Source organism: Pseudomonas fluorescens group sp. (assembly GCF_020093335.1).
Lineage (GTDB): Bacteria > Pseudomonadota > Gammaproteobacteria > Pseudomonadales > Pseudomonadaceae > Aquipseudomonas > Aquipseudomonas petroselini.
Genome location: NZ_JAIOKW010000051.1, coordinates 24,440 through 38,236, shown reverse-complemented (window position 1 = coordinate 38,236; position 13,797 = coordinate 24,440). Strand labels below are relative to the sequence as shown.

The 13,797-nt window shown below is 61.2% G+C and carries 12 protein-coding genes; 6 read left to right on the top strand and 6 right to left on the bottom strand.

What is annotated here, in order from left to right; translation table 11 throughout:
- The first annotated feature begins 326 nt into the window (after positions 1 to 326).
- Positions 327 to 764, top strand: coding sequence for a carboxymuconolactone decarboxylase family protein (locus K7431_RS28605; protein ID WP_012723763.1), 438 nt, complete (start codon positions 327 to 329; stop codon positions 762 to 764).
- Positions 765 to 767: 3 nt separating this feature from the next.
- Here the strand turns inward: K7431_RS28605 and K7431_RS28600 are convergent, their stop codons facing one another.
- Both K7431_RS28600 and K7431_RS28595 read right to left on the bottom strand, forming a co-directional pair.
- Entirely contained in the window at positions 768 to 2,930 is a 2,163-nt protein-coding gene (locus K7431_RS28600) for a TonB-dependent siderophore receptor (RefSeq protein ID WP_012723764.1), read from the bottom strand.
- 87 nt (positions 2,931 to 3,017) lie between these two features.
- Positions 3,018 to 3,905, bottom strand: a complete 888-nt coding sequence (locus K7431_RS28595; RefSeq protein WP_043205228.1) for a helix-turn-helix domain-containing protein — start codon at positions 3,903 to 3,905, stop codon at positions 3,018 to 3,020.
- A gap of 209 nt (positions 3,906 to 4,114) precedes the next feature.
- On the opposite strand from K7431_RS28595, the gene K7431_RS28590 reads away from it, so the two are divergent.
- Complete coding sequence (locus K7431_RS28590; RefSeq protein ID WP_012723766.1) at positions 4,115 to 5,203, top strand: polyamine ABC transporter substrate-binding protein; 1,089 nt, start codon at positions 4,115 to 4,117, stop codon at positions 5,201 to 5,203.
- Entirely contained in the window at positions 5,200 to 6,495 is a 1,296-nt protein-coding gene (locus tag K7431_RS28585) for an NAD(P)/FAD-dependent oxidoreductase (RefSeq protein WP_012723767.1), read from the top strand. The genes K7431_RS28590 and K7431_RS28585 overlap by 4 nt, the downstream gene beginning before the upstream one ends.
- Positions 6,496 to 6,932: 437 nt before the next feature.
- On the opposite strand, the gene K7431_RS28580 is transcribed toward K7431_RS28585, so the two are convergent.
- Entirely contained in the window at positions 6,933 to 7,916 is a 984-nt protein-coding gene (locus K7431_RS28580; RefSeq protein WP_224265967.1) for a hypothetical protein, read from the bottom strand.
- Between the two features lie 399 nt (positions 7,917 to 8,315).
- A complete protein-coding gene (locus K7431_RS28575) occupies positions 8,316 to 9,209 on the bottom strand; it encodes a LysR substrate-binding domain-containing protein (RefSeq protein WP_012723769.1) in 894 nt (297 codons plus the stop codon).
- A 127-nt stretch (positions 9,210 to 9,336) separates the two neighbouring features.
- Here K7431_RS28575 and K7431_RS28570 point away from each other — a divergent pair, with 127 nt between their 5' ends.
- Genes K7431_RS28570 through K7431_RS28560 form a run of 3 tightly spaced genes read left to right on the top strand, consistent with a single transcriptional unit; the run spans position 9,337 to position 11,602 of the window.
- Positions 9,337 to 10,341, top strand: a complete 1,005-nt coding sequence (locus K7431_RS28570) for an aldo/keto reductase (RefSeq protein ID WP_012723770.1) — start codon at positions 9,337 to 9,339, stop codon at positions 10,339 to 10,341.
- A gap of 17 nt (positions 10,342 to 10,358) precedes the next feature.
- Positions 10,359 to 11,156, top strand: coding sequence for an SDR family NAD(P)-dependent oxidoreductase (locus tag K7431_RS28565; RefSeq protein ID WP_012723771.1), 798 nt, complete (start codon positions 10,359 to 10,361; stop codon positions 11,154 to 11,156).
- Between the two features lie 29 nt (positions 11,157 to 11,185).
- Positions 11,186 to 11,602: an SRPBCC family protein gene (locus tag K7431_RS28560; protein ID WP_012723772.1), complete on the top strand. Its 417-nt coding sequence runs from the start codon at positions 11,186 to 11,188 to the stop codon at positions 11,600 to 11,602.
- A 78-nt stretch (positions 11,603 to 11,680) separates the two neighbouring features.
- On the opposite strand, the gene K7431_RS28555 is transcribed toward K7431_RS28560, so the two are convergent.
- The gene (locus K7431_RS28555; protein WP_012723773.1) at positions 11,681 to 13,075 is read right to left on the bottom strand and encodes a sensor histidine kinase; all 1,395 of its coding nucleotides are present in this window, start codon (positions 13,073 to 13,075) and stop codon (positions 11,681 to 11,683) included.
- Positions 13,053 to 13,736 carry a response regulator transcription factor gene (locus K7431_RS28550; RefSeq protein WP_010564812.1) on the bottom strand — a complete coding sequence of 228 codons (684 nt, stop codon included), beginning with the start codon at positions 13,734 to 13,736 and terminating at the stop codon, positions 13,053 to 13,055. The genes K7431_RS28555 and K7431_RS28550 overlap by 23 nt, the downstream gene beginning before the upstream one ends.
- Positions 13,737 to 13,797: the final 61 nt, after the last annotated feature.

The window sequence follows — 13,797 nt, the reverse complement described above, 5'->3', positions numbered from 1 at the left end:
GTGTCAGCTAATACATCTGCAAATGACACACCGCCATCGGGGACAAGCCCCCTCCCACAGTTTGATCTTCATACATCAGGTAGATATCAGCCTGCTTTTGATCTGCTTTTGAGCTTGGGCGGCCCCCAAATCCCTGTCGCATGACGGGCACACCGAGCGGCCCGCTGTAAGCGCGGAACCAATAGCAGCCGTTACCCCAATAACGAATATGTACCCAACACACACACAAACAATTGGTCACCCCGTCTTACCCAAAATTGGATATTCCTCCCCAAAGCCCCGATGACTAACCTAGCCATCAATCCCCACTGCCCCGGAATATCACCATGCAAACCCGTACCGATTTCTACACCGCCTCCCCAGACGCCATGAAAGCCATGCTCGCCCTGGAAGCCGCCGTCGGCAAACTGTCCATCGAGCTGCCACTGCTGGAACTGGTGCGCTTGCGCGTATCGCAGATCAACGGCTGCGCCTTCTGCCTCGACATGCACACCGCCGATGCACGCAAGGGCGGCGAGACCGAGCGCCGCTTGTACACCCTGTCGGCCTGGCGCGAAACGCCGTTCTTCACCCCACGTGAGCGTGCTGCCCTGGCCTGGGCCGAAAGCCTGACCCTGCTCAGCCAGACCCATGCCCCGGATGAAGATTTCAACACGTTGGCCGCCGAGTTCAGCGCTCAGGAGCAGGTCGACCTGAGCGTGGCGATCGCCACCATCAACAGCTGGAACCGCCTGGCCGTGGGTTTTCGCAAGATGCCCAAGTAATCCTTAGAAGTTGACCGATGCACTCAGGCGCGCCGTCAGTGGCGCGCCCTGGAACAGGTAGTCATCGCCCATGTACTCGCCCGCGTCGCGCCAGTAGCGCTTGTCGAACAGGTTGTCGACGCTCAGGCGAAACACCGTCTCATAGCCGTCCACTTGGGTGGTGTAGCGGCTGCCCACATTCACCACCGCGTAATCTCCCACCTCGACAGTGCCGGTGCGGTTGGCGGACTTCTTGGCGCTGTACTGCACGCCACCGAGCACCGCCAGGCCGTTCACCCATGGCAACGCATAGTCCGCATACACGCTGGCGCGCAGCTTGGGCACGTTGATCGCCTGGTGGCCTTCATAGTCCGGCGTACCGCTGCCGGTGACCCGCGCACGAATCGCGGCCACGCTGGTTGCGATTTGCAGGCGCTCGGTGGCCCAACCGTTGGCCGACAGTTCCAGCCCGGTGTTCTTCTGCTCGCCCTGTTGCACGTAGGTGAAGTTGCCGGCGCCATCAGGCTTGGCGTACTGGTAGGCCTGGCGGGTCTGGAACACGGCGGCGGCAAAGCTGATGCGGCGCCAGTCGTATTTGACCCCGGCCTCGAGTTGCCGCGAGGTGGTGGGTGCCAGGGTTTCATCGGCGTTGCTGGCGAACCATGGCGCGGTACCGCCCAGGGACAGGCCTTTGCTGTAGCTCGTGTAGAGCGAAATGCTCTCGACCGGTTTGTAGATCAACGATGCCTGCGGCAGGAACACGTATTGCTGGGTGTGGCGCGCCTGGCTGCCAGTGACACCGTCGAAGGCCTTTTCGTCCAGCCGCACTTCGCGGCCACCGAGGATCGTCTGCCATTGCTCGTTGAGGCGGATGCGGTCGGTGACGAACAGGCCGTACTGGCGGCTGTCGAGGGTGCGATGGCTGGCGTTGAGGGGTTTGTCGGTCGGCGTGAACGAGGGTGCGTCCACGTCGATGTTGGTGGTGCCGATCAGTTCGTTAACCGATGTTCGCTTGTCGATCACCCGGCGGAACGCACTGGTACCGAACGTCAGCTCATGGCCGAGGCCGGCGGTGTCGAACAGCCCGGTCAGCGCCGCCTGCACTTCATCGTCGCGGCGGGTGTCGTCCGGGCTGCGGTAGTCATAGACGTCGTAATTGCCTTCTGGGCTGAAGTAGTTCGGTACGCTTGACGTGCAACGGGTCGACCCATAGCAACCCCAGGCAAACGAACTGTAATCGTCGATCACCACCTTGCTGCGGGCCGCGCTGAGGCGGCCTTTCCACTGATCGCTGAAGCGGTATTCGAACGTGCCATTGAGGTTCAGCGAGTCGATGCCCACCTGTTTGGAGCCGGTCTGGTGCCCCAGCAGTTTCTTCGGCGAGGCGCCGTGTGGCACCTCCGTGCCGCCCAGCAATTGGTAACCCGGCACCGAGCGCTGTTGCTTGTCCTGGTACTCCGCGTCCAGTTGCAGCACGGCGTCCGGGCTGATGTTCCAGTCGAACGCCATGGCCACAAAATCGCGCTGGCCGTTGGCGTGTTCCACATAGGAATTGAGGTCTTCATGGGCGACGTTGGCGCGCAGGCCGAACTGCTGCTCGCTGCCGAACCAGCCGCCTACATCGGTGGCGACATAGCCGCTGCCGCGATCGTCGGTGGACACGGTCACCGAGCGCACATCTTCCGGGCGCTTGGTCACGTAGTTGATCACGCCGCTGGGCTCGGAGATGCCGCTTTGCAGGCCCGCCAGGCCCTTGAGCACTTCCACCTGCTGCTTGTTTTCCAGGGCAACGTTCTGCTCGCCGGTGATGGTGCGCCCATTGATCTTGTAGCTGCTGGCCGCGTTCAGCGAGAAGCCGCGCACCACAAAGTTTTCGTAATAGCCAATGGGCGCATAGCTGTCGCCCACCGAGGCGTCGTTGCGCAGCACTTCACTGAGCAGGCGCGCTTGCTGGTCCTTGATCAGCGCGGCGTTGATCACGGTGATCGAGGCCGGGGTGTCCAGCAGCGGCGCGTCATCGAAGCTGCCGACCGAGGCGGTTTCACTGCGGTAGCCTGACGTGTCCTGGCCTTGGACCTTCACCGCCGGCAGCTCAATTTCAGCCGCCAGGCTGTTACCGATGCCGCCACTGAGCAGCAGGCCGAGGGCGAAACGTGAGGTGACGACGGGACGAAAACGCAAAACCATGGGGGCAAGGCCTTAAAGCGCGGGGCGGGGGGCGCATAAGCTAGGCATATCGGCCAGGTTTTACAAGGTATTGAGAAGGTTTCTCCGTTAGTGGCGATGTTTCAACGTTTCACTGGGCAATTCCTTGAACAGCGCGCGATAACTGTTGGAAAACCGCCCCAAATGCCAGAACGACCAATTCATCGCCACCTCCGCCACCGTGGTGCCGGGTGAGTTCAATAACTCCCGTCGCGCCCCATTCAACCGTCGCAGCCGCAACCACTGCGCCGGGCTCATGCCAGTGTAGGTCTTGAAGCCCTGCTGCAACTGGCGCAACGGCACGCCGGCAATCCGGGCCAGTTCCAGCAGGTTGACGGTTTCGTCCGGAACGTCTGCCGCCCATTCGCCAATGCGCGCCATCAACTGGCGTTCGTCGCTGCGCCGCTGCAACGCGTGGCGGTCCAGGCAGACGCAGGCGTTGTCGAGGATGAACAGGCAATCGTCCAGCAACTGTTGGGTGAGGGGGGCGGGGTCGGTGACCGTGGGCAAGCGTGTCAGCGTGCTACTTAACCAACGGCTGAACAGCGCGTTCTGCTGGCTCGTCAGCGGGGCCATGAACAAGCCTTCGAGTGTTGCCACATCCAGCCCATGACGCTGCACAAATTGCGGCCCGAACACCACCGCCACTTCGCGGTAGTTTTCCGGGGTGATCCAGGTGTTGCGGCTTTCGCCATTGAGCACGTACAGCGCGTTGTCGCTGCCGTCGAAACAGAACGCCAACGACCCTGACGGCGCGTTGAAATGCTGCTCCACGCGGGTGTTCATGCGCTCTTCGTACACCTGCACGCCTTGCAGGTCGAGGTAGCGGATCTGCCCGGCGAAATGCCCTGGGGACATCTGCTGGTACTGCTGCACCCAGCCGGGTGTCGCACCGCATTGAGCGGTCACATCACCGGTGGTGAAGGCCTGTACGCGCAACGCTGTCGACTGTGTCATGGGATACCCTGGGCGCACTCTAATGGTGCGTTGTGGTGCGTGCAAAGTGGATAGATGCCGACGGGCAGCGGCCTCAAGATAGACCTCAATGCGCCAGGTGTACAAGCCGACGCCAGTCCCCCAGCCATGGACTGCGACAGGCTCAAGCAGTGCCTGGGCGTGTGGGGTCGTGCTGTTGAGCGTCTAACAACCAATAAAGGGGTGTCGATATGCGTCTTGTGAAACAGCTTCTCCCGCTGGCACTGGTGGCGGCATTCAGCAGCACCAGCCAGGCGGCACCGACGGTGAGCATCTACAACTGGACCGACTACATCGGCGAGACCACCCTGGCCGATTTCCAGGCCAAGACCGGGATCCAGCCGGTCTACGACGTATTCGACTCCAACGAAACCCTGGAGGGCAAGTTGCTGGCCGGGCGCACCGGCTATGACGTGGTGGTGCCGTCCAACCACTTCCTGGCGCGACAGGTCAAGGCCGGTGCGTTCCTCAAGCTCGACCGTGCGCAACTGCCCAACTTCAAGAACCTCGACCCCAAGCTGCTCGCGCTGCTGGAGAAAAACGACCCCGGTAACGCACACTCGGTGCCGTACCTGTGGGGCACCAATGGCATCGGTTACAACGTCGACAAGGTCAAGCAGGTGCTCGGCGTCGACCGTATCGATTCGTGGGCGGTGCTGTTCGAGCCCGAGAACATCAAGAAGCTCAACCAGTGCGGCGTGGCCTTCCTCGATTCGGCGGACGAGCTGTTCCCGGCCATCCTCAACTACCTGGGCAAGGACCCGCGCAGTGAGAATCCCGAGGACTACAAGCAGGCCGAAGCCAAGCTGCTGACGCTGCGGCCGTACATCACCTATTTCCATTCCTCCAAGTACATCTCGGACTTGGCCAACGGCGATATCTGCGTGGCCTTCGGTTATTCCGGCGACGTGTTCCAAGCCGCCAACCGCGCCAAGGAAGCCAAGAACGGCGTGAACATTGCCTATTCGATTCCCAAGGAAGGCTCCAACCTGTGGTTCGACCTGTTGGCGATTCCCGCCGACGCGAGTAACCCGAAAGAAGCCCACGCGTTCATCAATTACCTGCTCGACCCTGAAGTGATCGCCAAGGTCAGCGCCTCGGTGGGCTATGCCAATGCCAACCCGGCCGCCAAGGCCTTCATGGCCCCGGAACTGGTGAACAACCCCGAGGTGTACCCGCCACAGGCCGTGCTCGACAAACTCTACATTTCCACCACGCCCACCCCGGCGACCATGCGCCTGATGACCCGCGCGTGGAGCAAAGTGAAGACCAATAAATGATCCAGTCAACTGACCACGCCCACTCCTACTACCGAGCCACGGCCAACGCCCTGGCGGAGCGTCCGGCACTGGGCTCCGACCTGACCGCTGACGTGTGCGTGATCGGCGGCGGCTTCACCGGCGTCAATACCGCCATCGAACTGGCCCAGCGTGGGCTCTCGGTAGTCCTGTTGGAAGCCCGGCGCATCGGCTGGGGCGCCAGCGGGCGCAATGGCGGGCAGTTGATTCGCGGCATCGGCCATGACGTGTCGGGGTTCGCCAAGCATGTGGGCGAGGAGGGCGTGCGTTACCTGGAACGCGCCGGGATTGAGTCGGTGGCGCTGGTGGGCGAACGCATTCGCGAGCACAGCATCGACTGCGACCTGCGCTGGGGCTTTTGTGAATTGGCCAATACGCCGGCACAGTTCGCCGCGTTCAAGGCCGAGCAGGCACACCTGGCCGACCTGGGGTACGTGCATGAAACCCGTCTGGTCGGCCCACAGGACATGCAACAGGTGGTGGGCTCGACAGTGTATGCCGGTGGCCTGGTGGACATGGGCTCCGGGCATTTGCATCCGCTGAACCTGGTATTGGGTGAAGCACGGCTGGCCGAGTCCCTCGGCGTGCGGATTTTCGAGCACACCGAAGTGCTGGAACTGCTCCACGGCGACACCGTGCAGGTGCGCTGCGCCGGTGGCACCGTGCGCGCGGCCAGCCTGGTGCTGGCGTGCAATGCGCACCTGGAGGAACTGGAGCCCCGTTTGAGCGGCAAGGTGCTTCCGGCCGGCAGCTACATCATCGCCACCGAGCCGTTATCGGAGGACATCGCCACCCCGTTGATCCCGCAAAACCTCGCGCTGTGCGACCAGAAAGTCGGCCTGGACTACTACCGACTGTCCGCCGACCGACGCCTGTTGTTCGGCGGCGCCTGCCATTACTCCGGACGCGACCCAGCGGACATCGCCGCCTATATGCAGCCGAAAATGCTCAAGGTGTTCCCGCAATTGGCCCAGACCGCCATTGAGTTTCAGTGGGGCGGCAAGATCGGCATCACGGCCAACCGTTTTCCGCAGGTGGGGCGGTTGAAGCAGTACCCGAATGTGTTTTATGCCCAGGGGTATTCGGGGCATGGGCTGAACGTGACGCACTGGTGTGCAAGGCTGCTGGCCGAGGGTATCCACGCCGGTCACAGCCAGGGCCTGGATATGTTCAGTCAAGTGCCGCACATGACGTTTCCCGGCGGCAAGGCGCTGCGTTCGCCGCTGTTGGCGCTGGGGATGATGTGGTTTCGGTTGCGTGAGATACTTGGGTAATTGCAGGAAAAGAGGCAGGCTCTGTTGACAATCCGCCCCGCTTCCTAGCTTTTATCCTCTCATTAACAGTCAATTTTGGTGATTACATCATTCGGTGTTACTCGGCCCCAACGGTATCCTCCACTGCACTTCGATGGGTCGGGTGCATTGGCTTCTTTTACAGATCCACCTGTTATAGGTACTTCAGGTGTGGCTTTCCTCCATAGGGAACCGTCCATGATTGCTCCCAAGAGCCCCCATCCTTCCCATCCCCTATCGTCAGCCCAACTACCCCCTATGTAGTAATCCCCGTTATGCCATCCTGCGGCATAGGATGTAGAGGCAAGCATTACTGGGCCGATTAACAATGCAAAAAACGTAAATGCCTTAAGTCGTTTCACAATCGTCTCCTGAATCACTGGATAGTTAGCCGTCCTTAATGCTTGACGCTGTCTTTTTCAGGGCAACTGGGCTGCTACTGCGTTCAAGGTCTGTGTTGCGCTGGTGGCTGCGCCAAAGACAAATTTGCCGGCAGGTGCTATTCCGGCTAGCGCGCTGAGTAACCCCCCCGGCAGGGGAGCAAGAGGTTGGGTTCCGCCTGACGGTGTCCAGTAACACCCCGTGGGGTACTGGTTACTGTCTTGGCAGTTCAATGCGATGGTATCGTCATTTCCAAGACCAACGGCTTTCGTCATGACGCTGCCAGGCAGAGGTACGATTGGTCGTACGCCGAGACTCGAGTTTGTGTCTTCCCAGAAGAGATCTTGTGCGATGCCGGTATCGTCACCGCGCCTGGCCAGGATATGCCCTGCATTGTTAATCGCCTTCGCAGCGTTTTTGGCGTTCAAAGGTAGCGTAAGCGTCCGGGGTGCGCTCGTTGGCGAGGGCCAGAACGCTGTTTTGCTGACATTGGTGTTCGAGTCAGGGTAGAGGCAAGTACCTGCGACTTCACTTTGATCGTTCATGCCTGCCGCCCAGCAGTAGCTGGCGCCGGAGGGTAACGCGAGTGTAGTGAGGCTGTAGCCGCCAGCGGCCCACTTGGCGATTTTTATGACAGGTTGGCCGGTGTTTCCCGGGCAGTTCATCAAGACATCAGGATAACCATTGGTCAGCGTGTTATTCACTTCGATGCCGGTACAGTTATCACCCCATCCCGAGACACGCTCGGGCGTGCCACTTCCGGCCGTGTACAGCACTACCGTAGAGTCTTGAGAGGCACTGATACTCTGCGCGATGACTGCGCCGTATTGATTTTGTGCGGATGCCGCTGTCTGTACATCAGCTGGTCGCAGCAGCGGAAATAACAGTGACGGAGGAAGCGGTGTCAGCACTGTCGGTGTGTTGTTTGGCGCGGTTGCACTCCAGACGGTGGCGAAAAACCGATTTGTGCCATTGGCACAACTCCCAACAATCCAGCCATTGTTGGAGATCGCCAGGGTCATACAAGGCTGGCCTGCCACCAAGGGCGCCAGAGTCTGCTGAGGTCCGGCCAATGTGGCTGAAAACCACGGCACATTATTGGCACTGGCGCTGGGGGGCGAGCAGTTGCCTACGGCTTGTGCATTATCGTTGACCCAGGCGGTTGAGCATTGAGCTCCTGCAGCGTGACCTAAGTTAACGAACGTCGCGGCGTACGCCGCTGAGTTGTAGCTGCAAAGTATCGCCCCTGTGCCCAACATCAGTGACGAGATAGCTGTTTTGAATATAGTCGTCATTGTCATTCTATCCTTGAACGTTCCATGCTCAGGCCTAGCGCATTGAGGTTACGCGACAGGGTTCGACAGCATTAAACGCCTGCGGGACAGGACCGACAACTGTCACTTCTAACAGGTATAGATGAGTCAGCGCTGTGACTCGGTGAGTACCTTTCGGAAGGTTTCTACCAACGGCCGTAGGTTTATCCGATGCCACGCCGCCCACAGCGGCGTGGTGTAGGTCATCCACGGCAACTCCCGCAACACCACGCCCGGTGGTGCATTGCGGCTCAGGCCTTTTTGCACCATTGCCACGCCCAGCCCCGAAGCGACCAGCCCCAAGGCGGTAAACGGCTCACCGGCCTCCATGGGAATCTGCGGGGTGAAACCAGCGCGGATGCAGGCGGCGACGAAGTCGTCGGCGGGGTTGGCGCCGGGTTTGCGCTGCACGCCGATCCATTCCTGGTCGGCCAGGTGTTCCGGCAACAGCGCGTTTTGGCGGGCCAATGGATGATGCTCGGGCATTGCCAGCAGCATGGGGTCGTCGAGCACCTGCAGCGCGGTCAGGTCCGGGTCATCGGCGGCGGGTGGTTCGCCGACCAGGGCGATGTCCAGGCTGCGTTGGCGCAGGCCTTCGAGTTGTTCGAGGGATGGCAGGTTGTACAGCTTGATATGCACGGTGGGCCGGTCGTCCCTCAGGACGCGCAAGGCGTTGGGCAGTACACCGGCGTGCATGGCGTTTTCGATATAGCCGATGCACAGGCCGCCTTCTTCACCGCGGCCCAGGCGCTTGCCCAGGGACTCCAGGCGATTGGCGTGGGTCAGCAGCGCCTTGGTTTCCGCCAGGAAGGTCTGGCCGTCACGGGTCAGGCGGATACGTTGCTGGCTGCGTTCGAACAGGGTCAGGCCCAGGCGCTCTTCGAGCTGGGCGATCTGCCGGCTCAGCGGCGATTGGGAGATGTGCAAGCGCTCGGCGGCGCGGCCGACGTGTTCTTCTTCAGCGACCACTTCGAAATAGCGCAGTTGACGGAGATCGATCATGTTGGACCTTTTCTTTAAGACCTGTAGCGACTCAAGTTGGTCGCAGTATGTCTTGGACGGTCCGATCTAGGCAATCTAGCCTCTGCTCAACGGTCACCGCGACCACGAACCGATTGAGGATCCCACCATGAGTTTGAAAGACACACTGCCCGGCGTTCTGGGCTTCGGCACCGCACCGCTGGGCAATATGTTCCGCGCCATCCCCGAAGCAGAAGCCCAGGCCACTGTCGAGGCCGTCTGGAACGCCGGCGTGCGCTACTTCGACACCGCGCCGTTCTATGGCTCGGGCCTTTCCGAATTGCGTCTGGGCCAGGCGCTGTCGCAGTACAACCGCGATGACTTCGTGCTCAGCACCAAAGTCGGCCGGGTGATTCTTGATGAAGTCGAAGAAAGCCCCCGTGACCTTGGCGAAAAAAGCGGCGTGTTCGAACACGGTCGCCCGAACAAGATGGTCAACGACTACAGCGCCGATGCAACGATGCGCTCGATTGAAGACAGCCTGGAACGCCTGCAGACCGATCGCCTGGACATCGTGTGGATCCATGATATCGCCCAAGACTTCTACGGCGACCAGTGGCTGGAGTACTTCAACCAAGCCCGCACCGGCGCATTCAAAGTCCTCACCCGGCTGCGCGAAGAAGGTGTGATCAAGGCCTGGGGCCTGGGTGTGAACCGCGTCGAGCCCTGCGAACTGACCCTGGACCTGACCGAAGCGCAACCCGACGGTTTTTTGCTGGCCGGCCGCTACACTCTGTTGGACCACGATCGTGCCCTGCAACGCCTGATGGACGCGGCCCTGGCGCAGCACGTCGAGATCGTCGTCGGTGGCCCCTACAGCTCCGGCATTCTCGCCGGTGGTGAGCATTTCGAATACCAGCAGGCCAGCCCGGCGATCATCCAAAAGGTCGAGCAGATCAAGGCGATTGCCCAAGCGTTTGGTGTGAGCGTGAAAGCCGCAGCCCTGCAATTCTCCCTGGCGCATCCGGCCGTGGCGGCGGTGATTCCAGGCGCCAGTCGTCCGGGGCGGATTGCCGAAGACGTCGCGGCGTTGTCAGAGAAAATCCCGGCAGCCTTCTGGCAGGCCCTGCGCGATGCCCGATTGATCTCGGACCGTGCACCACTGCCGCGTTAACTTCAGGAGTTCAACCGATGAAAATTGATGTAAGCGGTAAAGTGGCCATCGTCAGTGGCAGCACCGCCGGTATCGGCCTGGGTATCAGCCTCGCGCTGGCACAGTCCGGCGCCACGGTGGTGGTGATCGGACGTGACGCCGGCAAGGTGGATGATGCATTGGCGAGCATCCGTCAGGCCGTGCCAGGCGCGGACCTGCGCGGGTGGGTGGCGGACCTCGGCACGGTCGAAGGCGCAGAAAAACTGTTCGCCGCCGAACCGCGTGCCGACATCCTGGTCAACAACCTGGGCATCTTCAACGATGTGGATTTCTTTGAAGCGCCGGACAGTGAGTGGACGCGCTTCTACGAGGTCAACGTGATCTCCGGCGTACGCCTGGCGCGCCATTACGTGCCGGGCATGGTTGAGCAAGGCTGGGGACGGGTGATCTTCGTGTCGTCGGAATCCGGTGTGGCGACGCCGGCGGACATGATCAATTACGGCGTGACCAAAAGCGCCAACCTGGCGGTGTCCCATGGCTTGGCCAAGCGCCTCGCAGGGACGGGTGTGACGGTCAACGCCGTGCTGCCGGGCCCGACCTTCACCGATGGCCTGGAGCAGATGCTCAAGGACGCGACCCAGAAATCCGGGCGCAGTGCGCGGGACGAGGCGGATGTCTTCGTGCGTCATGCGCGGCCGACGTCGATCATCCAGCGGGCGGCGAATGTGGATGAAGTCGCCAACTTGGTGGCTTACATTGCTTCACCCCTGTCTTCTGCCACCACCGGTGCCGCGTTGCGGGTCGATGGTGGTGTTGTCGACAGCATGGCAATCTGAATTGTTTTTCATTTTAGGGAGTATTAATCGTGGCAACAGCGTCTTCGGTCATTGAAGTTCCGGTTTCGGCCGATCAGGTCTGGCAATTGGTCGGCGGCTTCAACAGCCTGCCGGACTGGCTGCCGTTTATCGTCAAGAGCGAGCCCAGCGATGGCGGCCGTGTGCGGCATCTGGAAACCGCCGATGGCGGCGTGGTGGTCGAGCGTTTGCAGACGTTCGATAACGTGGGGCGTACTTACAGCTACACCATCGAACAGTCGCCGTTTCCGGTGAGTGCGTACCTGGCGACGTTGCAGGTTGAAGCGCTGAGCGAGACGTCGGCGAAAGTCACCTGGTCCGGTGTGTTCACCCCGGCGGTGGGGACTACGGATTCGGCGGTGGAGGAGTTGTTTGCCGGTGTCTACAGCGGTGGGTTGGAGGCGTTGCGGGCCAACTTCCCGGCCTGATTCGATCCTTCAGGCCCAGCAATAAAATGTGGGAGGGGGCAAGCCCCCTCCCACCTGTGGACCTCACTGCCTGATGGATCAGGCTTCAGGCATCAACTGTTGGCGGCACTCCAGAATCAGGCGCGCGCCCCCTTGCGCGCTCGTACCCACTTCCAACTTGAACCCATGCAAGTTGATGATCGCCGCCACAATCGACAAGCCCAGCCCGAACCCGCCTTGCTGGTCGCTTTCATCCACGCGATAGAAACGCTGGAACACCGCGTCACGCTCCGCCGCAGGTATACCCGGCCCCGAGTCATGCACTTCAATGCGTGTACTGCCGGCATCATTGACCCCGCGCAGCATCACTTCGCCGCCCGGAGGGGAGAACTTGATCGAGTTGCTCAGCAGGTTGGCCAGGGCTTCGAACAAGAGGGCGCGGTCGCCGGTGATCCACGGCAGGGACTCCGGGATTTCCAGCTTCAGTTGCAGTTCGCCTTCTTCGGCCAGGGGCAGGTAGAAGTCATGCAGTTCGCGCAGCAGCGGTAACGGGTCCATGACCAGGAAACCTGAGCGCCGCTGGTGGTCTTCCAGTTCGGATATCCGCAACAGCCCGCGAAACCGCGCCATCAGGGTGTCGGTTTCGGCAATCGCGTCGTCCAGTTTCACCGCATAGTCCGACTCCGCCTCAGCCTCCTGTTTGATGCGATACAGCTGCGCACGCAGGCGCGTGAGCGGGGTGCGCAGGTCGTGGGCGATGTTGTCGCACACACCCTTGACCTCGTTCATCAGCTTCTCGATGCGGTCGAGCATGGCGTTGACGATGGCGGCAAGCATGTCCAGTTCGTCACGCCGATCGGACAGCGGCAGGCGGTGGGTGAGGTCACCGGCGACGATGGCTTCGGCGCTGGCCTGGATGCCGCGAATGCGCCGCAACGGACGGCGGCGCAGCAAGTGCCAGCCGGCGGCACCGGGGATGATCGTCAGCGACAGCGCCCACAACAGCGCATGCCAGATGATGCGGGTCACGCCAAACAACGAACCGTTGGCACGCACCAGCACCAGCCAGCGGCCGTCGTCGGTGTGGGTGGCCACGGCGTCGCAGCTGTCCTTGGGCAGTTTGGGGTCGTCGGAGTCGACGCAATTGGCCAGGGCGTGAATCTTGCCGTCCAGGGGCAGGTCCGGCGGCATCGCGCGGATCGGCCCGTTCAAGGGCCGGAACTGCTCGTCGAACAGGCCGTAGGCGTCCACGCCCTTCATGTCGAAGGTCATGCTGGTGGTCAGGGCTTCCACCAGTTCTTCGCCGTCAAAACGCTGGAACAAGTGCTGGCGCTGCAGTAGGGAATGGCGCGACAGGTCGCCCAGGTACCCGGAAACCTCGTAATACAACACCCCCATCAGGATGCAGCTCCAGGCCACGAACAACGAACTGTACAGCGCCAGCAAACGGCTGCTGGAGGAGCGCCAGCCTTTAGAGGGGTTCAGCAATGACATAACCGGAACCTCGTACCGTGCGGATCAGCGGCGTGAGGCCCGGTGGGTCGATCTTTTTGCGCAGGCGACCGATGTGCACGTCGATGAGGTTGGTACCTGGGTCGAAGTGATAGCCCCAGACTTCCTCGAAAATCATCATCCGCGACAGGATCTGTCCGGTGTTGCGCATCAGGAACTCGAGCAGTTTGTATTCGGTGGGCAACAGGCTCAGGGGCTGGTCGGCGCGGCTGGCTTCGCGGCTGATCAGGTTCAGTTCCAGGTCGGCCACGCGCAGGGCGGTTTCGAATTCCTTGACCGTGCTTTTGCGTCGCAGCAGCACTTCGACACGGGCGGCCATTTCATCCGAGGCGAACGGCTTGGTGAGGTAATCATCACCCCCGGCCCGCAGGCCGCGCACGCGCTCGTCGACATCGGAGAGGGCACTGATCATCAGGATCGGTGTTGATACACCAATGGTACGCAGGGTCGTGACGATGGCCAGGCCATCGAGTTCCGGCAGCATGCGATCAAGGGTGATCAGGTCGTAATCCCCACTCACTGCGCGGACCAGGCCTTCGCGGCCGTTGTCTACCCAGTCTACATCCAGTCCATGGCTACTCAGCTCGGCGACGATCTCGCGGGCTGTTACGGCGTCATCCTCGATGGTCAAAATACGGGTCATAGGATTACCTGGTGAGCGATTGACACTAGAAGTGGACACATTTTGCCAAGAAATGCCTGAA